A 19,219-nucleotide genomic window follows, 5' to 3' on the forward strand; every position below is an offset into this window, starting at 1 on the left:
ATGGCATCCGGGCGCGTTCCGGCGAATGGAGCAACTCAGCCCCACGCCCGTTCCAGCGCCACCCGCGCCTCCAGCTCGAGCAGCTGCCGTTTCCGGGGAAGCCCGCCGCCGAACCCGACGAGTTTGCCGCCGGCACCCACCACCCGGTGACACGGGACGATGACGGGCACCGGATTCCGGTTGCACGCCGTCCCCACAGCGCGGGCCGCTCCGGGATCACCCAGTGCCGTGGCGATCGCCCCGTACGTGCGCATCTCGCCGTACGGAATCGAAGCGATCTGGGCCCATACCGCGCGCTCGAAATCCGACCCGCCGCGCATCTCGACCGGCACCGAGAACTCCGTGACCGTGCCGGAGAAGTAGCCGCCGAGCTCGGCCAGCACCCGCTCCGCCGCCGGATCGCCGGACCCGGACGCCCACGCCGGACCACCGGGCTCGGGCGCCCATGCCGGCGACGCGCCGAACCGGACGCCGATCACCGTCTCACCGTCGAGGTCGACGCCGAGCGGGCCGATGGGTGTCTCCAGAAGCATCCGCACGCCTCGATTGTGCGCCCGGGGTACGACAATCAGGAGATGTGGCCGTGCTCGCGGGCCCAGCGCAGCAGCTCGGTCTCGGCGTCGTCGCGGGAGAGCGGTCCCCGGTCGAGCCGCAGCTCCTTCAGATGCCGCCACGCCTGCCCGACGATCGGCCCCGGCGGCACACCGAGCAGCTCCATGATCGCGTTGCCGTCCAGGTCGGGGCGGACCCGCGCGAGGTCCTCCTCCTCCTGAATCCGGGAGATCCGCTCCTCCAGCGCGTCGTAGTCGGCAGCCAGCGCCGCCGCCTTCCGCCTGTTCCGCGTCGTGCAGTCCGAGCGGGTGAGCTTGTGGAGGCGGGGCAGCAACGGGCCGGCGTCGGTCACGTAACGGCGTACGGCCGAATCGGTCCACTCACCCCGGCCGTACCCGTAGAAGCGCAGGTGGAGCGCGACCAGCCCGACCACGTCCGAGATGACGTCCTTGGGGTACTTCATCGCCTTCATGCGCTGCTTCGTCAGCCGCGCGCCGACCACCTCGTGGTGGTGGAAGCTGACCCGTCCGTCGCGGCCCACGGCCTTGGTCGCGGGCTTGCCGACGTCGTGCATCAGCGCGGCCATCCGCAGGATGAAGTCCGGCCCGGCGTCACCCTCCAGGCGGACCGCGTTGGCGACCACGATGAGCGTGTGCTCGTACACGTCCTTGTGCTGGGCGTGCTCGTCGATCTCCAGCTTGAGGCCGGACAGCTCCGGGAGGAAACGGTCGGCGAGCCCGGTGTCGACGAGCAGTCGCAGGCCACCGACCGGGTCGAGGCCGGAGAGCAGCTTGGTGAACTCGTCGCGGACGCGCTCGGCGGTGATCCGGTCGAGATCGGCCGCCATCTCCCGCATGGCCGTCAGCACGCCGGGGTCCACAGTGAACCGCAGCTTCGCCGCGAATCGGGCGGCGCGCAGCATCCGAAGTGGATCGTCGCCGAACGACTCCTCCGGCCGCGCCGGCGTCCTGATCAGGCCCGCGGCCAGGTCCTCGAGCCCGCCGTACGGGTCGGTGAAGACGTGCCCCGGCAGGCTGACGGCCATCGCGTTGATCGTGAAGTCGCGCCGGCGCAGGTCGTCGAGGAGGTTGTCGCCGTACTCCACGACCGGGTTACGGGTCACCCCGTCGTACGCCTCCGCACGGAACGTGGTGATCTCCAGGCGCAGGCCGTCCTTCTGGACCCCGATCGTGCCGAACTCGCGGCCCGTCTCCCAGATCGCGTCCGCCCAGCCCTTGACCACGGCGAGGGTCTGCTCGGGCCGCGCGTCGGTGCAGAAGTCGAGGTCGTCACCGAGGCGGCCGAGCAGCGCGTCGCGCACCGAGCCGCCCACCAGGTGCAGCTCATGGCCGGCGGCACCGAAGCGGCGCCCCAGCTCGTCGGCGACAGGGGAGACCCGCAGCAGCTCCTGGACGGCGTTGCGCTGGGCCGAATTCAACACAGACATGGGACGACCAGGGTATCGGAGGCCCCGGCCCCGGCTGTGGGTGGCGGCCCTCACCCGGGTCACGGGCGGCGGGCGGACGGCCGTCAGTCCGCCGAGGGCCGCAGGCGGGCGGACTTCAGTCCGGCCCGGGACGGCCCGCGCTGCGCGCGAGACAGGGCGGCCGGCCTTCGGTCCGGCCGGGGGCGGCAGGCGGACGGGCCTTCGGTCCGGCCGCGGGTGGCAGGATGGGAGCGTGCCCGTACCCGAGGCGCTGCGTCGCCTCAGCGAGGATCCCCGGTTCTGGTCCTTCCTGCGGGCGGACGAGAGCGCGACCGCCGACCCCGAGCCCGCCGCGCTGCGGATCAGCCTGCCCGTCACCGGCGGGTACGGTCTCGTGCTCGACCTCGACCTGGTCACCGGCGATCAGACGCTGGGCCTGCGCGAACCGGCCACCAGCGAACCGGTGCAGCTGGGCTGGGTGGCTCCCGGCCGGCCGTACCCCGCCGCGCTGCGCTGGCACGAGCTCGAGCTGTGCGCCCGGGTGATCGCTCTGGAGGACCCGACACTGCCGCATCCCGGCCTGGTGGTGGCGCTGCTCGGGCCGTTCGCGCCGGCCACCGCGGAGGACGACGAGACCACGATCGCGGCGGTGCGCGAGGCCGCGTACCGGTCGCTGCGCCGCGATGTCCCGGCCGTCGAGCCCGCCGGCCCCGAGCAGACGCCGCTGCCGCTGTTCGCCGGCGCCGACTGGTGGCCCCAGCCCGAGCAACTGTCGCCCCAGGTTCTCGACGAGGCCGCGATCGCGGCCTACACCGCCCCCGCGCCGGCCCACCTCCAGGTCCGCGGCGGCTCACGCTTCCCGCACGAGGGCCTCAATGAATTGGTACGGCACGCAGCACAGCGACTGTCCCAGCTCCCGGACGAACAGTGGTACGCCCAGGTCCGCCCCCTAGCGCGGCAGATGGCGGACACGGGCGATCTGGGTCCGGTCAACGCTCTGCTCGGCGTGCTCACGGAGGCCGGCTGTGACCACCCGACGGTCCTCGACGCGCTGAGCGAGCCGCTCGTGCCCCTCGAGGCGTGCTGGATGGTGGAGACGCTGGCCGGCGCGATCCCGGGCACCCTCGTACGCCGTCACGTCTAGGACGCGCCCTGGCCCCACTGGCTAGGGTGTCGTCTGTACTCGTACCCCTGGGGAGGTTCTGGTGAGCGGCGGCCTGTACCGCAGCGCGCACGCCGCGCCCGGCGATGAGCCCGAAGCGCCCGAGGGCGTGACGCTCATCTCCGTCGACAACACCGGCACCATCCCCACCGCCGCGGCCGACCAGGCGCTGCCGCCCGAGGTGATCCCGCCCACGGTTCTCGAGTCGTCCGGAAGCGGCACCGTCTATGGCAGCGCGTCCGCCGCCGCAGCCGACGAGCCCACCCGCACCGAGCCGGCTGGTGACACCCAGGAACGCAGCACCACCGGCAACAGCGCGATCATGGCGGCCGGCAGCCTGGTCAGCCGGGTCATCGGCTTCGTCCGGAACATGCTGATCGGCATGACGCTGGGCGCCGGTGTCGGCGACGCCTACACGAGCGCGCAGTTCCTGCCCAGCCAGATCTACGAGCTGCTGCTCGGCGGCATCCTCTCCAGCGTGCTCATCCCGCTGCTGGTGCGCCGTCGCAAGGCCGACCCGGACGGCGGCCAGCTGTTCACCCAGCGGCTGCTGACCTTCGCCGTCGTGTCGCTGGGCATCGCCACGGTGCTCGTCACGGTCGCCGCACCGGTGATCACGGCCATCCAGTCCAGCAGCGACACCACCTCGGACTACCGGCACCTGGTCACGTCGCTGGCGTACCTGATCCTGCCGATCATCTTCTTCACCGGCCTGTCCGCGCTGATCGGTGCGGTGCTCAACGTGCGCGGCCACTTCGCCGCGCCGATGTGGGCGCCGATCCTCAACAACCTCGTCGTCATCGCTACCTGCGGCGTCTTCCTTCTCTTCTTCGGCAAGGCCGGCGCGACGCCCGGCGACATGAGCACCGGCGAGATCGCGGTCATCGGCGGCGGCACCCTGCTCGGCATCGTCGTGCAGGCGCTCGGCCTGCTCCCGGCGCTGCGCAAGGTGGGCTTCGCCTGGAAGTGGCGCTGGGCGCCCCGGGAGCTGGGGCTGGGCGAGATCGGCCGGCTCGCCGGCTGGATGCTCTGCTACGTCGCCGCCAACCAGGCCGCCGTCTTCCTGGTGGTCCGGGTGCTCAGCGGGGTCTCCGGCGACGACCGCAACGCCAGCACGCTGGCCTTCAACAACGTCTTCCTGCTGACGATGATGGCGCACGGCATCATCGGCGTCTCCGTCATGACCGCGCTGCTGCCCAGGATGAGCGCAGCCGCCGCCGACGGCCGGTTCCAGGAGGTCAGCGAGAACCTCAGCCGCGGCATCCGCCTCACGACCACGGCCCTCGCGCCGATCGCGGTCACCTACGGCGTGCTCGGCGTGCCGATCGCGGTGACGCTCTTCCAGGGCGGCGCGCTCTCCTACGACCAGGCGTTCGCCACCGGCCGGGTGCTCGTCGTCGCCGCGTTCGCCGTTATCCCGCTGTCGATCAGCTACCTGTGCACCTATGCCTTCTACTCGCTGCAGGGCAACAAGACGGTCGCGCTGATCAACCTGCCCGTCGTCGCCGTACGCATCGCGGGCTACTTCCTGCTGGCCGCCGTGCTGTCGGAGTCGCTGGCCGCGGCCGGCATGACCGCGGCGAACGCGGTGTCCTACCTGCTGTCCGCCGTGGTCTCCCTCGCCGTCCTGCGCCGCCGGATCGGCCGGCTCAACCTCGGCTCGGTGGCCGCCGCGCTGGTGAAAGTGGTGGTCGCCGCCGCGGTCGCGGCCGTGGCGGGCCTGCTGATCCGGCAGGTGCTGCCCGGCGGTGACACGCCCGGGCGCGTCGCCGCCGCGGTGCAGGTCATCGCAGGTGGTGGGGTGATCATGCTGACCTACCTGGTGACGGCTACGCTGCTGAAGGTCCACGAGGTGAGTCAAGTCGTCGGGATGGTGCGCCGCAAACTCGGGCGCTGATTCCTGTGGACAACGCCTGTGGATAACCCCCTGAACAGCTATTTCCCCCGTACCGACCGGCCCGGACAGGCCCGACGAGCGGCCCCTGACGGGTGCCGCGCCCAGGGCTGACCTGTAAGACTCTGGCCCCGGGCGGGTAAGGTCGGGGGCGACACGTGCGGACCCACCGAGGGAGGACGGGTGACCCAGGTCGGCGAAGGCCACGGCACCGCGGCCGACGAGGCCGGACCGGTCATGACCTTCGGTGTCCCCACCGTCGGTGAGATCCTGGCCGAGCGGTATCAGCTCGAGGAGCACGTCAACAACGACAGCGCCGGCCGGCAGGTCTGGCGGGGTATTGACGTCATCCTCCGGCGGCCCGTCGCGGTCGTGCTGCGCCACCCCGGCGGCGAGTCCGCCACGGAGATGCTGCAGGCGGCGGTCGACGCCAGCCGCGTCATCCACCCCAACCTGGTCGGCGTCTACGACGCGATCGACGAGGCCCAGCGGGCTTACGTGGTCCGCGAATGGGTCGACGGCGAGGCGCTGCGCGAGCTCGTGACCCAGGAGGGTCCGCTCGACCCGGCCCGGGCCACCGCGATCGCCCACTCGATCGCCGACGCGCTGGCCGCCGTGCACGCCACGGGCATGGTCCACGGCAATGTGCACCCCGGCACCACGCTGATCGGCGACGACGGCCGGGTGGTCCTGGCCGACGCACGCGCCGACAACTCCGACAGCACCGAGTCGGACGTGCGTTCCGTGGGCGGCATCCTCTACTACGCGCTGACCGGTCACTGGCCGCAGGCCGAGATCGGCCGCACCTCGTCCCTGCCCGACGCCATGCGCGACGGCAACGGCACGATCGCCAACCCGCGCCAGATCCGCGCGGGCGTCCCGGCGTACCTCGACGACCTGACGATGGACCTGCTGGACAAGCGCGTCGCGGCCCCCGAGGCCGACGCGCTCGCCGCCGAGCTGGCCCGCCTCGACTCCGCCGAGGAGGAGTACGAGGACGTCGGCCCGCTGCGCTTCACCCAGGGCACGTCCGCCGAACCGGTCCGCAGCACCCGCAAGATCGTCATCGGCATCGGTGCGCTCGCCGTCATCGCGGTGCTCGGCCTCATCTTCGGCATCCGCGCGATCAGCGACTCCGGCGCCGACAAGCCGACCGGCACCACCCAGGCCGGCACCAACCAGCAGACCGGCCAGAACGGCACGGGCGACCCCGCCAACCCCGGCTCGGGTACGCCCAACGAGGCCCCGAAGAAGCTCGCGCTGACCGCCGACATGGTCCGCATCGTCGACCCGCCCGACGGCGGCCGCACCGACGAGGGCGAGGCCAAGTTCACGGTCGACGACGACAACGACACCGCGTGGCGGACCTCCGGCTTCAACGAGGCCAAGTTCTACAACAAGCCCGGCATGGGCCTGCTGATCAACCTGGGCTCGCCGCACTCGATCAGCGACGTCCGCGTCGAGGCCTCCTCGCCGGGCGTGGCGATGACGCTGTGCACCGGCACCGCCGACCCGGGCAACAGCAGCCAGGGCGACGACCAGATCGTCAAGACGTACAAGCAGCTCAGCACGGGCGACGCGGACGACTCCGACGACGCCGTGGCCACCCCGCAGCAGTGCGGCAAGGGCGAGGTCAAGAAGACCACGGGTACCAACACCGTCATCCCGGTCGGCGAGAGCCAGAAGTACCAGTACCTCATGGTCTTCATCACCGAGCTCCCGCGCGACAACGACGGCAAGTACCGGGTCGAGATCTCCAAGGTCGAGGTCTGGGGCAACTGACCCCCGGGTTCCCCGGCCGGCCGGCGCCGGGGGCGACCTGCGCGGTGGGTGATCAGGTTTGCTGGTGGCGCGCCGGGTACGTCGCCGGGTGGGGTCCTGTCGTATCGCTCCGCTAGATTGCTGGCGTGACTTCCAGCGGCGCTCTCGGTGACGCGGACGGTCCCGGACGGGCCGACGCCGACCTGCTGCGCGCCCACGTGGAGGGCGACCCGCACGCCTTCAACGAGCTGGTACGCCGCCACCGCGACCGCCTCTGGGCCGTCGCGCTCCGCACGATCGGGGACCGCGAGGAGGCGGCGGACGCCGTACAGGACGCGCTGCTGTCCGCGCACCGGGCCGCTGCCCGCTTCCGGGGCGACTCGGCCGTCACCACCTGGCTGCACCGCATCGTCGTGAACGCCTGCCTCGACCGGATCCGCCGCCGCCAGGCACACCCCACCGTGCCCCTGCCGGACGGCACCCACACCGACGACGGCGGCGCCGGCAACCGCGCCGAGCCCACCGCGCCGGTTCAGGACCACGACACCGCCCTGGTCGTACGGGCAGCCCTCGCCGCCCTGCCACCGGAGCAGCGGGCCGCGCTGGTGCTCGTCGACGTGCAGGGCTACCCGGTGGCGGAGGCGGCGGAGATCCTCGGCGTCGCGGAGGGCACCATCAAGAGCCGGTGCGCCCGCGGACGGGCCCGGATGGCGCTGGCACTCGGCCACCTCCGCACCGGTGACGACGCTCCGGCGGCCACCCCGGCTGTCGGGGAGCGGCAGGCCGGCGGTCGACCCGGCGCTGGCCGACCCAGCGGAGACCGACCCAGCGGCGAGCGGGCCGGCGGGGAGCGCGCCGGCGGGGAGCGGGCCGGCGGGGAGCGGGCCGGCGGGGGTAGTGGGGGAGACGGCGGTCACGGCGGGAACCGCGGCGGTTCGGGGCACGTCCCATCGGGGTCGGGAGATTCCGTGCCGCTCCCGGCCGCGGGCCCGATCGGGGCGTCCGGCGACAGAGGGGACCAGGCGTGACCGGGGCAGAGTTCAGCGGGGTCGATCTCGACCTGCTGGCCGACTATGTCGGCGGCGCGCTGGACGGCACCCCCGACGAAGCCGTGGTGGCCGCGCTGGTCGCCGACGATCCGGCCTGGCGTTCTGCGTACGACCAGCTTGCCGACGGGACCGCGGCGGTGACGGCGGTGCTGCGGACCTGGGGGACCGAGCCCGAGCCGATGCCGGCCGACGTGTTGTCGCGGCTGGAATCCGCCTTCGGTTCTCCCTCCGCTCCGACCTCCGCTTCTTCGTCGTCCGCCTCGGACTCCGGTTCTTCGTCGGCGGACGGGTTCGCCGATGACGACGGTGCCGGCGGGGTGGATGCCGGGCTCGCCACGTCGGGCGCCGGCGTGGGCGGTGTCACGGGGCGCCGCGGGCGCATGGAGCCGGGTAGCGATGGTGCTGCTCCTGTTCGGCATCTGGTCGCCGTACCCGATGATGGGGAGCGACCCGCGACGGCCCGGAAGCGGACCCGGCGGTTGAAGTGGGCCGCGCCGATCGGGATCGCCGCCGGTGTGCTCGCGTTCCTCGGCTTCGGGATCCAGCAGTGGGACGCCGCCGACTCCTCCGACGCCACGTCGGCGGCCGGCTCGGCCGCCGAGCAGGACGCTCCCGGGCGGACGCTCGCGTTGCCGGCCGGTCCCGCGGAGGCGGTGTCGAGTGGCGTCGACTACACGGAACGGACGCTGACGCAGGTGGCTACGCGGGCCGCGGCAGCCTCGGATGCCGGGAAGCGCGTGCCGCAGACCGCCGATGCGGGTGAGGCGCAGGGTAAGGGGAGCGCTCCGGGCGCCGGCGTGATGGCGGACCGGGCCGACCCGCTCGTCCGGCTGCGCGCGCAGGAGTCGCTGCTCGCCTGCCTCGATGCGATCTCGCGGCAGAACGGTGCCGGTCCGGTCACCGCGCAGGCCGTCGACTACGCCCGGTTCGAGGGTGCTCCGGCGCTCGTCGTGCAGTTCGCCGCGGACAACGGGACGTGGGTCTGGGCGACCGGCGCGGACTGCGGACGGGGCGGCTCCGGCGCTGACCGGCTCGCCGCTGTGAAGGTAGGCTGAGCGCACACCCAGGGAGCGTGAGCACCCTTACTATGCCGCGGCCCACAAGGCTGTGACGCCGGGGAATGTTGCTCTCCTACCATGACGTTCTAGCGTGCGATGTCGCCGATGAGTCGGCGAACCCAGACTGAGGAGTCGGCAGTGGACGAGGTCCGAAACCTGATCATCATCGGCTCGGGACCGTCCGGATATACCGCGGCGCTCTACGCGGCCCGGGCCAACCTCAAGCCGCTCGTCATCGAGGGCGTTCAGTCCGGCGGCGCGCTCATGACCACCACCGAGGTGGAGAACTTCCCGGGGCACCCCGAGGGCATCATGGGCCCCGAGCTCATGGACAACATGCGCAAGCAGGCCGAGCGGTTCGGCGCGGAGTTCATCACCGACGACGTCACCCGGGTCGAGCTGACCGACAAGCCCACCGAGGCAGGCACCGAGGGGCTCAAGACCGTCTGGGTCGGTGACAAGCAGTACTTCGCCCGCGCGGTCGTCCTCTCCACCGGTTCCGCGTGGCGGCCGCTGGGCGTCCCCGGCGAGCAGGAGCTGCTCGGCCACGGTGTCTCGTCCTGTGCCACCTGTGACGGCTTCTTCTTCCGCGGCCAGCACATCATCGTGGTCGGCGGTGGCGACTCCGCGATGGAGGAGGCCACCTTCCTGACCCGGTTCGCCGAGACCGTGACGATCGTGCACCGGCGCGACTCGTTCCGCGCTAGCAAGGTGATGCAGCTGCGCGCGATGAACAACGAGAAGATCAAGGTCGAGTGGAACTCCGTGGTCGAGGAGGTCCTCGGCGCCGACGGCAAGGTCTCCGGCGCCCGGCTGCGCAACGTGCAGACCGGCGAGACCAAGGTCCTCGACGTCACCGGCGTGTTCGTCGCGATCGGCCACGACCCCCGCAGCGAGCTGTTCAAGGGCCAGGTCGAGCTGGACGACGAAGGCTACGTGAAGGTCGACCACCCGAGCACCCGCACCAACGTCCCCGGCGTGTTCGCCGCGGGTGACCTCGTCGACCACACCTACCGTCAGGCCATCACCGCCGCCGGCACCGGCTGCGCGGCCGCGCTGGACGCCGAGCGCTTCATCGCATCTTTCGTCGAGCTGTAAACCAGGAGGTCCTAGTGGGAGCAACCAAGGCCGTCACCGACGCCACCTTCGCCAGTGACGTGCTGCAGTCCGACAAGGTCGTCCTTGTCGACTTCTGGGCCGAGTGGTGCGCACCGTGCAAGAAGGTCGACCCGCTGCTGGCGGAGATCGCCACCGAGATGGGTGACAAGGTCGAGATCGTGAAGGTCAACATCGACGAGAACCCGGAGACGGCCCGCGCCTACCGGGTCATGTCGGTGCCGACCCTCACCCTGTTCAAGGGCGGCGAGCCGGTGAACTCGGTCGCCGGCGCGAAGCCCAAGGGCGCGCTGGTCAACTTCATCGAGTCCGCGCTCTGACCCAGGCACTATGACGCCCCGCATTCCGATGAATGCGGGGCGTCGCTCTGCGCGAGGTCACCCCCGCGTGATTCCCCGCACGGAGCGCCCGTCGCCGCCGGGCCAAGTCAGACCCCGGGGAGTACGCTCCGGGAGTTGCCCTCAGCACTACCCCCCTCAGTTGTTAGGGAGCCGCGCGTGCGTTCGATCCGACGTGGAGACACCGGACCGGCCGTCGAGGAGATCCGTTCGATCCTGGTCGGGCTCGACCTGCTGGACACCGGCGGTACCGAGTTCGATTCGGCGACCGAGACCGCCGTACGGGCCTTCCAGCAGAGCCGCGGGCTGGGCGTCGACGGCCTCGTCGGCCCCGAGACCTGGTCGGCGCTGGACGGGGCGCGGTGGAAGCTCGGGGCGCGAACCCTCTTCCACTCCGTACCGACGTCGCTGGTCGGCGAGGACGTCCGGACGCTGCAGGAGCGGCTGCTCGAGATGGGCTTCGACACCGGCCGCGCCGATGGGATCTACGGTCCGCGGACGGCCCGGGCGGTCGCCCAGTTCCAGCGCGAGGTCGGCCTGACCCCGGACGGCTCCTGCGGCCCGCAGACGATGAAGGCGCTACGCCGGCTCGGCCGCAAGGTCGTCGGCGGGCGCCCCAACTGGCTGCGCGAGGCCGAAGCGTTCCGGCAGTCCGGGTCCAGCCTCGTCGGCAAGACGATCGTCATCGACCCCGGCCACGGCGGCCCCGAAGACCTCGGCGTGGTCGTCCCCGACGGGCAGCTCCGCTGGACCGAGGCCGACCTGGCCTTCGACATCGCCACCCGGCTCGAGGGCCGGCTCGCGGCGGCCGGCATGCGGGTGCACCTGACCCGCGGCCCGTCCCCGGCCCAGTCGATGACCGGCCAGGAGCGCGCGGCCCTCGCCAACAGCCTCGGCGCGGACCTGCTCATCTCGCTGCACCTCGACGGGCACGACAACCCGGCCGCGGACGGCGTCGCGACGTACCACTACGGCACCGGCAACGGCGTCACGTCGACAGTGGGGGAGCGGCTCGCCAACCTGGTGCAGCGCGAGGTCGTCGTCCGTACGGGCATGCGCGACTGCCGCATCCACGCCAAGACGTGGGAGCTGCTGCGGTTCACGCGGATGCCGGCCGTACGGGTGGAGCTGGGTTATCTGACGTCGCCGGTGGACCGGGAGCGGCTGATCGACCCGATGTTCCGGGAGCAGATCGTCGAGGCGGTGCTCGCGGCGGTGCAGCGGATGTACTACCCGGTGGAGGCGGACGTCCCGACCGGGTCGATCGATGTGCGGCAGTTGCGGCTGGCGTTGGCGTCGCGGAACTCCTGACCGCGTTTGGTTTCATGTGAAACGGCGGCCCCGACATGGGGCCGCCGTTTTCGTGTCGTTGCCCGCTTGGGGCGGCCAGCCCTGGCGGTCAGCTCGGGGTGGAGCTGGTTGCGGTGGCCGGGCGGACCGGGCGGAGGAGAGCGTCCGGGCTCATCGACCCGAGCAGCTTCTCCAGCGCGTACTCGACGTCCGACTTCCACGACAGCGCGGTACGCAGCTCCAGCCGCAACCGCGGATACCGGGGGTGCGGGCGTACCGTCTTGAAGCCCACCGACAGGAAGAAATCGACCGGGGCGACGCAGCCTTCCTCGCCCTCGCCGGCCTCCCCGAACTTCGCGTCGCCGAAGGCCTCGATCGCCTTCACGCCCCGCTTCGTGAGGTCACGCGCGACGCCCTGCACGAGCATCCGGCCCAGCCCGCCGCCCGCGAAAGCGGGGACGACGTGCGCGGTCATCAGCAGGGCGGCGTCGGCGCTGACCGGGGAGGTGGGGAACGCCATCGACCGCGGGACGTACGCGGGCGGCGCGAACATGACGAAGCCGGCCGGCATGCCGTCGACGTACGCGAGCTTGCCGCAGGACCCCCACTCCAGGAGGGTCTGCGACACCCATGCTTCCTTCTCGAGCGCCGGATCACCGGAGGCGCACGCGCGCTCGGCGGAAACCGGGTCCAGTTCCCAGTAGACGCAGGCCCGGCACGGACGGGGCAGATCCTCGAGCGTGTCGAGGGTCAAGTTGACCAGGCGTCGCGACATTGGCGGGACCCCTTGATGGTGTCGATGAGCGTTTCCGGACTCCGCGGCACGGTCCTGCTCACGTGCTCGTCCGCGCCCCCGGACGGATCCTACGCCGCAATCGGCTTGAACGGGAGCGGATCGGACTCCATCGGGTGGGTGGCTGAAGTGAGTGAACGAGGCGCAGCCGTCCCGCGCTGTGAAGAGAAACAGCTACCTCCTGCGCCCCGCGTCTAGCATGGACGCCGATGTGCCCAGCTACCGGACGAGGTGAAGCTCCATGACCGGCACGACCCAAGATGATTACACCGATCGCTATGCGCGACGGGTCCGCGGGATGACGACCTCCGAGATCCGCGCCCTCTTCGCCGTCGCCAGCCGTCCCGAGGTGGTGTCGCTGGCCGGCGGGTCGCCGTACATCGCGGCGCTGCCGTTGGACGCCGTCGGCGAGATGATGAGCAAGCTTGCCACCGACATGGGTACGACCAGCCTCCAGTACGGCATCGGGCAGGGCACGGTCGAACTCCGCGAACGCATCTGCGAGGTCATGACGCTCTCCGGCATCGACGCCTCGAACGGCGCGTCCCCGGACGATGTGGTGGTGACCGTCGGCGGTCAGCAGGCGCTCGACCTGGTGGCACGGCTGTTCCTGGACCCGGGCGACGTGGTGCTCGCCGAGGGGCCGACGTACGTCGGCGCACTCGGCGTGTTCCAGGCCGCCCAGGCACAGGTGCGGCACATCGCCATGGACGCCGACGGTCTCGTCCCGGCGGCCCTCGAGGCAGCGATAGCAGAGGCAGGTGGGAGGGCCAAGTTCCTCTACACCATCCCGACGTACCAGAACCCGGCCGGCGTCACGCTGACCGAGGAGCGCCGGGAGGAGATCCTCGACATCTGCGAGCGCCACGGGCTGCTGGTGGTCGAGGACGACCCGTACGGAATGCTCAGCTTCGAGGGTGAGGCGCCGCGGCCGCTGCGCGCCCGCCGCCGCGAGGGCGTGTTCTACCTGAGCACGTTCTCCAAGACCTTCGCGCCGGGGCTGCGGGTCGGGTGGATCCTGGCTCCCCATGCCGTACGCGAAAAGCTGGTCATGGCGTCCGAGGCGAACATCCTGTGCCCGAGCGCGTTCGCCCAGGGCGCCGTGACGCAGTACCTGTCCACCATGCCGTGGCGCGAACAGATCAAGACGTACCGCGAGATCTACCGCGAGCGCCGGGACGCCCTGCTCGACGCGCTCGAGGATCTGATGCCGGCGGGCACCACCTGGACGCGTCCGGACGGCGGCCTGTTCGTGTGGGCGACGCTGCCCGAGGGCCTCGACTCGAAGGCAATGATGCCGCGCGCCATCGCCGCGCGGGTCGCCTATGTGCCGGGCACCGGCTTCTACGCCGACGGCACCGGCACCGACAGCCTGCGGCTCAACTTCTCGTTCCCGGCACCCGAGCGCATCCGCGAGGGCGTGCGCCGGCTGGCCGGGGTGATGGAGCAGGAGCTTGCGATGCGCGCGGTCTTCGGCCCCACCACTCCGCACCGCCGTCGTGGCCCGGCCGGCGCGGACGCTCCCGGTCCCGACTTGGCATGATCACATCCATGGGTACGTCCACAGAACCGCATGTCCTCGTCCTCGCCGGCGGCCTCTCGTACGAGCGTGACGTCTCCCTTCGTTCGGGCCGCCGCGTCCTCGACGCCCTGCGCGCGGTGGGCGTCTCGGCGGAGATGCGCGACGCGGACGTGTCCCTGCTGCCGACGCTCCACGAGGACCCCCCGGACGCGGTGGTGATCGCACTCCACGGCGCGACCGGCGAGGACGGTTCTCTGCGCGGCGTACTGGATCTGTGCGGGGTGCCGTACGTCGGCTGCTCGGCGTCGGCATCCCGCCTCGCCTGGGACAAACCCTCGGCCAAATCGATGCTGCGCGAAAAAGGCATCCGTACGCCGGACTGGGTGGCCCTGCCCCACGACCGCTTCTCGGAACTGGGCGCGGTGGCCGTCCTGGATCGCATCGCCGACCGCCTCGGCCTGCCGCTGATGGTCAAGCCGGCCCAGGGCGGCTCCGGCCTCGGAGCATCCGTCGTCCGCGAGGCGACGGCCCTCCCGGCGGCGATGGTGGGCTGCTTCGCGTACCACTCGACGGCGCTCGTGGAGAAGTACGTGGCCGGCATGGACGTGGCGGTCTCGATCGTCGACCTGGGCGAGGGCCCGATCGCCCTCCCACCGGTGGAGATCGTGCCGAGGAACGGCGTGTACGACTACGCAGCCCGGTACACGGCTGGGCTGACTACGTGGCACACCCCTGCTCGGTTGTCCCCATCGGTTGCATCATCCGTAGCCAGTACGGCCTTGGCGGCGCACGAGGCGTTGGGGTTGCGGGACCTTTCGCGGGTCGACCTGATCGTCGACGCGGAGGGGGTGGCCCACGTGCTTGAGGTGAACGTGTCGCCTGGGATGACGGAGACTTCGCTGCTTCCGTTGGCGGTGCAGGCTGGGGGGTTGGACCTGGGGAAGGTTCTGGCTCAGGTTGTGGGGTCGGCTATCGCTCGCGGGCGTGGCTGAGCCTTCCCGGCGCGTGGGCGAACCTTCCCGGCGTGGGCGTGGGTGAGCCTTCCCGATCCGCGGGCGAACCTTCCCGGCGTGGGCATGGGTGAGCCTTCCCGATCCGCGGGCGAACCCTTCCCGGCGCGGGCGTGGGCGTGGGCATGGGTGAGCCTTGCCGGTACGTGGCGCGAGTCTTCTCGGGCACGGAGGTGTGGTGAGTCTTCGCCGACGCGGATGGTCATGATGAGGGGTGGGGTAGGGCTGGCTTGAGCTTCGGCTCTCGACTGCGCTGCCCCACCTGCGCTTCTCCTACGTGAGCAGCCTCCTGCGCGGCCGCCCTTCGCGACGCCGACCGGCGTAATGCTGGGCCCAAGCGCCACGAACGTCGGCGTCTGCGATTAGGCGTCTCGGATCTGAGCGCTGCTCTCCTCGGCGGAGGGTTCGGTCGGCTGGGCGGGCGAAGCAGTGGGCGGAGCGGATTGCTCAGCCGGGTTGGCCAGCGAAGAAGTGTGGAGGGCAGATCGCTCAGCCGGATGGGCGGCCGACTCAATCGGCGCCGCCGGTTGGTCCAGGGTCCTCGCGTAAGCCGTCAAGTTCTGGGTCTGACCCTCATCGAAGGTGCGACGAGCGGAGTCGGTGAGATCGGCCGTGTCTCGGTCTTTCGCTGCTTGAGCGGGCGGGGTGCTCGGGTTAAGTGACTCGTGAGGGCGGTCCCGTCCCGCGGCTCTCTCCGCTCCAGCGTTCCCCGTCTTTCCGTCGGTCGTGCTCTCTCCAGGTTCGTCGCTTCGGGCGTCAGTCCCGGTCCCGCCGACGCTGCCGTCTTCCCCGGCGCTCCCACCTCGCAGCGCGCTCCCTTGTCCGAGCCGGCTCCCGCGTTCCTGCGCGCTCCCGCCTTCCTGCTCGCTCTCGCGTTCCTGCGCGCTCCCACCTTCCTGCTCGCTCTCGCGTTCCTGCGCGCTCCCGCCTTCCGCCAGGCGCCCGCCTTCCGGCGCGCTCCCGCCTTCCACCAGACGCCCGGCCGCCGGCGCGCTTCCGCTTCCCGGCGTGCTTCCGGGTCCGGCCGCGCTACCACTTTCCGGCGGACCCTCACCTTCCAGCGCGCTCCCGCGTCCGGCCGCGCTACCACCTTCCGGCGGGCTCTCGTCGCCCGGCGCGCTCCCGCGTTCGCCATCCGGCGCGCCCGTGCCTTCCTGCGCGGTCTCGGAATTCCGCGCGGCCTCGAGCTCCGAGTCGTCACCGATATCGATCCGGCTGTCCCCGGCGGCCTTCCCGCCTTCGACCGCCTTCCGCCGATCCACGGCGTCTACGTCCTCCGCGGCTTGCTCATTGGTGGCCGCCGCGACATCTTCCGGCCCCGGCGCCCGCTCCGACATCTCGACCGCAGCTGTCGGGAGCCTGATCTCGGTAGTGCCATCTGCGTCGCCCTGGCCGCCAACCTCCGCCGGATCCATCGCATCGTGATTCCGCGTAGCCCCGGAGACGGTGGCGTCGTTGCTGAACGTGGACGGAGATTCCCAGTGGATGTGAGGTGGCTCGGCAATGGCACGACCACCGAACTCCGCGAGCCACGCCGCGACGAGGGCCAGGTTCCCGCGCCACTGCTCCTCGGGGATGACGGGGAGAATGTCGTCCCACAGCGACAGGAACGTGCCGCGGAGCTGGAGTCGTCCGTAGGGCCGCGCCAAGAACCACATGTGCAGGTGCGCGGAGCCGTCACCCCACCGGTTCACGTGGACTCGCGCGACCCCGTCGAGTGAGCGGATCGCCCGCTCGAGGCGTACGGTCATGACTCCGAGCTCGGCGGCCAACAGGTTCGGCAGGTCGCCGAGGTCGAGGTGCGATCGGCACTCCAGGATCAGGACCATCGGAAGCCCGGTCGGCCGGTCCATCGCCCGGACACGCCACCGCTCACTGACCCAGATGTACGAGTCATCGGGAGTGTTGCAGGCGACGCAGTCCCCAGCATCCTCGCCGCTGCGCGGAGGCTCGACGTCGACGGGGTCGGCCAGGCGCTTGACCCGCATGTCGCCCTCGAAAGGGAACGAGGGCCACCGCGTGAACTCGGGAAGCGAGGGGCTGTACTCAGGCACGCCGCTGACCCTAATGCAGGCGACACGGCACTGTCCCGGGTCAATTTCCCACCGAACCCGCCACCGCGACCTCGTCCGTTCAGCCACCCGCCATCCGTCGACGAACGTCACCGTCGCCCTACGCCGAGACACCCCCAAAGTTATCCACAGAAGTTATCCACAGGCCCGCCGGTTTCACGTGAAACGCCATGTCGCAGGCCTGTGCACCCTGTGGATACCGCGGTGTACGACCTCCCACCCATAGGCGCCGTTTCACGTGAAACGGCAGACGCGATCGTTGTCAACAAGGTCACACACAGCTTGTGGATACTGTCGCCGACCGATGTAGCGTTCCCTGCCGGTACATGATGCGGGCTGGCAGGAGAGCGACATCCGCCAGTACAGCAGGCACCCAGTGCAGCAGCGCCCAGGCAGGCCGACCGAGGCGCCGACAGCACCAAGCCGGCAGCGCCCACGCCAGCAGCACCCGAGCCAGCAGCACCAAGCCGGCAGCACCCGAGCCAGCACCACCCGAGCCAGCAGCAGCCGAGCCAGCAGCAGCAGCCCTCGGCGGCTCCCCGCACTCGCCGAATATCCGGTCGCCTCCGAGCGACTGCGCATGGGCAGCGGTCCGTATCGGCGGTACTCGGCACAGCGCCTGACGACCAACCTGCGCGTCTCCGGACGGCCATTAGGGTGCTAGTCCGCCTCGCCACCAAAGCCCTCATGGGCCTCCCCTAGCCCGGTGGGCGACCTTCCTCGCTCGTGAGGGCAATGAACGTTGCGACACCCACGTCGCGTTACGCCCCTCAGTCGAACGTTGTCGGTCTGGCACCACGTCGACCGGGAGGACCTCGTTGCGCTGGGAGATCGTCCTGGGGTTTGGCCGCGGCGGGACGTGACCGTTCCCGGTCTTGTGACAGCCCTGCGCCCACAGCCAGGCCGGCGCCTACATGCATCGCCAAGCGGTCGCCGACGCGCTGGGCCCCGTCCCGAGGGTACGCAGAGGTCAGCGATTCTCGCGAGCAAGGCGCCATCGCTAGGAGTCGGCTGAGCGCCGCACGTCAGAACACTCGGCGCTTCCGTAGCTGCCGTTCCGGGTCGCTCAGTCAGCAGCTATTCGAGAATGCTTGCGGCATGGTTCGAGATCCTCGGGAGACAGGATGCGTGCCGACGGAGCGGCAGACTGCCGAGGTAGGGGATCGGGGCCCCTCGTAGTTCGATCTCAGAGCGGCGGCAGGGCCGGTCGCTGATCATCCAAATCTCGCACCGGGAGCCGCGTGCTGGCTGACGGCGCCACTCGACCGTTTCACGTGAAACTCATCGCGCGGGGCGGCCGCGTCAAGACACTCATCCAGCCGCTACGTTCCACGTGTTCCAGCCGCTTACGTTCCACGTGAAACGAGGCGGACCCCGCCGATTCGAAGCCACATTCGTGGCGTGGCCACCGCCACGCGCTCCGACGGCGGGCCAGATCCCCATGACCGCCGAGACGTGGCTAGGTCCGACGCACACCGATCCAAGAGATACCTGCTCGGTCTTGAGCGCCGGTCATGGGCCACGCGTGCTTCCAGCGCGGGACCCCGTCCGGGGGCGTGCCTCCAGCGCGGGACCCCGTCCGGGGATACGTGCGGTCAAGTTGGCCAGTCGGCAGGCACGACCCAGCTCGCAGCTGGGCCGCCGCCCCGGATGTTATGCCAACTCGGAGTAGACCGGAGAAGGAAGTAGATGCCCGCGGCCCACGCGGTCAAGGCCCGGCCACGGCAGTCCGGTCCAGCGCGGGTCGGTCCGGTTCCGGGTCGACGAGGAGGCGGCGGTCCCGCGAACCACCCCCATCCGGCGACAAGGGTGAGCATCGGATGGGCCTTGAGTTCCGCTGCCTAACGCGCCGTTTCACGTGAAACGAGGGGGCAAGCGTCAGAGCGCGGTGAGCTAGACCATTCGAGGACTGGCTGAGGTTGTGCCTCTCGCCCACTGCAACTGGGTAACGCCGGCATAACCTCCCGAGACTCTGAACTCAGACCTCCCAGGCGCTATCTCCATCCGTTTCACACCGAGCACGTCTATCGGACACCTTCTGCCGCACCAGCCCACATCCCCATCGCCCCATGGACCATGCGCTCGCTAATTCACCGCCATTATCGGAGGCCGGCCCAGGCTCTCTCATGCCGCGTTCCCCTCTCACCGCGTTCCCTCCCGACCTTAGGTGTGAGGC

The 19,219-nt window shown here is 70.9% G+C and carries 13 protein-coding genes and 1 pseudogene; 10 read left to right on the top strand and 4 right to left on the bottom strand.

Features of this window, described 5'->3' with window-relative positions:
• Positions 1 to 35: 35 nt before the first annotated feature.
• A complete protein-coding gene (locus tag IT780_RS20570; RefSeq protein ID WP_199513428.1) occupies positions 36 to 533 on the bottom strand; it encodes a methylated-DNA--[protein]-cysteine S-methyltransferase in 498 nt (165 codons plus the stop codon).
• 35 nt (positions 534 to 568) lie between these two features.
• Positions 569 to 1,999 carry a CCA tRNA nucleotidyltransferase gene (locus tag IT780_RS20575; protein WP_199513235.1) on the bottom strand — a complete coding sequence of 477 codons (1,431 nt, stop codon included), beginning with the start codon at positions 1,997 to 1,999 and terminating at the stop codon, positions 569 to 571.
• 232 nt (positions 2,000 to 2,231) lie between these two features.
• Between IT780_RS20575 and IT780_RS20580 the strand changes: the two genes are divergently transcribed.
• From IT780_RS20580 to IT780_RS20615, 8 genes are all read left to right on the top strand, one after another.
• The gene (locus IT780_RS20580; RefSeq protein WP_199513236.1) at positions 2,232 to 3,122 is read left to right on the top strand and encodes a hypothetical protein; all 891 of its coding nucleotides are present in this window, start codon (positions 2,232 to 2,234) and stop codon (positions 3,120 to 3,122) included.
• Between the two features lie 61 nt (positions 3,123 to 3,183).
• Positions 3,184 to 5,037, top strand: coding sequence for a murein biosynthesis integral membrane protein MurJ (murJ, locus tag IT780_RS20585; protein ID WP_199513237.1), 1,854 nt, complete (start codon positions 3,184 to 3,186; stop codon positions 5,035 to 5,037).
• A gap of 180 nt (positions 5,038 to 5,217) precedes the next feature.
• Positions 5,218 to 6,816 carry a protein kinase family protein gene (locus IT780_RS20590; protein ID WP_307831283.1) on the top strand — a complete coding sequence of 533 codons (1,599 nt, stop codon included), beginning with the start codon at positions 5,218 to 5,220 and terminating at the stop codon, positions 6,814 to 6,816.
• 116 nt (positions 6,817 to 6,932) lie between these two features.
• The gene (gene sigM / locus IT780_RS42035) at positions 6,933 to 7,823 is read left to right on the top strand and encodes an RNA polymerase sigma factor SigM (protein ID WP_199513430.1); all 891 of its coding nucleotides are present in this window, start codon (positions 6,933 to 6,935) and stop codon (positions 7,821 to 7,823) included.
• The gene (locus IT780_RS20600; protein ID WP_199513238.1) at positions 7,820 to 8,899 is read left to right on the top strand and encodes an RsmA family anti-sigma factor; all 1,080 of its coding nucleotides are present in this window, start codon (positions 7,820 to 7,822) and stop codon (positions 8,897 to 8,899) included. Before sigM ends, IT780_RS20600 begins: the two co-directional genes overlap by 4 nt.
• Positions 8,900 to 9,040: 141 nt before the next feature.
• Positions 9,041 to 10,000 (top strand): thioredoxin-disulfide reductase, encoded by a 960-nt coding sequence (gene trxB, locus IT780_RS20605; RefSeq protein WP_199513239.1) that lies wholly within the window; start codon positions 9,041 to 9,043, stop codon positions 9,998 to 10,000.
• 14 nt (positions 10,001 to 10,014) lie between these two features.
• The gene (gene trxA, locus IT780_RS20610) at positions 10,015 to 10,338 is read left to right on the top strand and encodes a thioredoxin (protein ID WP_199513240.1); all 324 of its coding nucleotides are present in this window, start codon (positions 10,015 to 10,017) and stop codon (positions 10,336 to 10,338) included.
• Between the two features lie 177 nt (positions 10,339 to 10,515).
• Positions 10,516 to 11,667: an N-acetylmuramoyl-L-alanine amidase gene (locus tag IT780_RS20615; RefSeq protein ID WP_199513241.1), complete on the top strand. Its 1,152-nt coding sequence runs from the start codon at positions 10,516 to 10,518 to the stop codon at positions 11,665 to 11,667.
• An 88-nt stretch (positions 11,668 to 11,755) separates the two neighbouring features.
• Here IT780_RS20615 and IT780_RS20620 read toward each other — a convergent pair whose 3' ends face one another.
• Entirely contained in the window at positions 11,756 to 12,421 is a 666-nt protein-coding gene (locus IT780_RS20620) for a GNAT family N-acetyltransferase (RefSeq protein WP_199513242.1), read from the bottom strand.
• A gap of 259 nt (positions 12,422 to 12,680) precedes the next feature.
• Between IT780_RS20620 and IT780_RS20625 the strand changes: the two genes are divergently transcribed.
• Both IT780_RS20625 and IT780_RS20630 read left to right on the top strand, forming a co-directional pair.
• Positions 12,681 to 13,982: an aminotransferase-like domain-containing protein gene (locus IT780_RS20625; RefSeq protein ID WP_199513243.1), complete on the top strand. Its 1,302-nt coding sequence runs from the start codon at positions 12,681 to 12,683 to the stop codon at positions 13,980 to 13,982.
• Positions 13,983 to 13,990: 8 nt separating this feature from the next.
• Complete coding sequence (locus IT780_RS20630) at positions 13,991 to 14,953, top strand: D-alanine--D-alanine ligase family protein (RefSeq protein ID WP_233413193.1); 963 nt, start codon at positions 13,991 to 13,993, stop codon at positions 14,951 to 14,953.
• Positions 14,954 to 16,445: 1,492 nt separating this feature from the next.
• Here IT780_RS20630 and IT780_RS20635 read toward each other — a convergent pair.
• Positions 16,446 to 16,959 (bottom strand): annotated as a pseudogene (locus tag IT780_RS20635) (hypothetical protein); the annotation flags it as partial.
• Positions 16,960 to 19,219 lie beyond the last annotated feature (2,260 nt).

The organism is Nucisporomicrobium flavum, from assembly GCF_016464385.1.
GTDB lineage: Bacteria > Actinomycetota > Actinomycetes > Mycobacteriales > Micromonosporaceae > Actinoplanes > Actinoplanes flavus_A.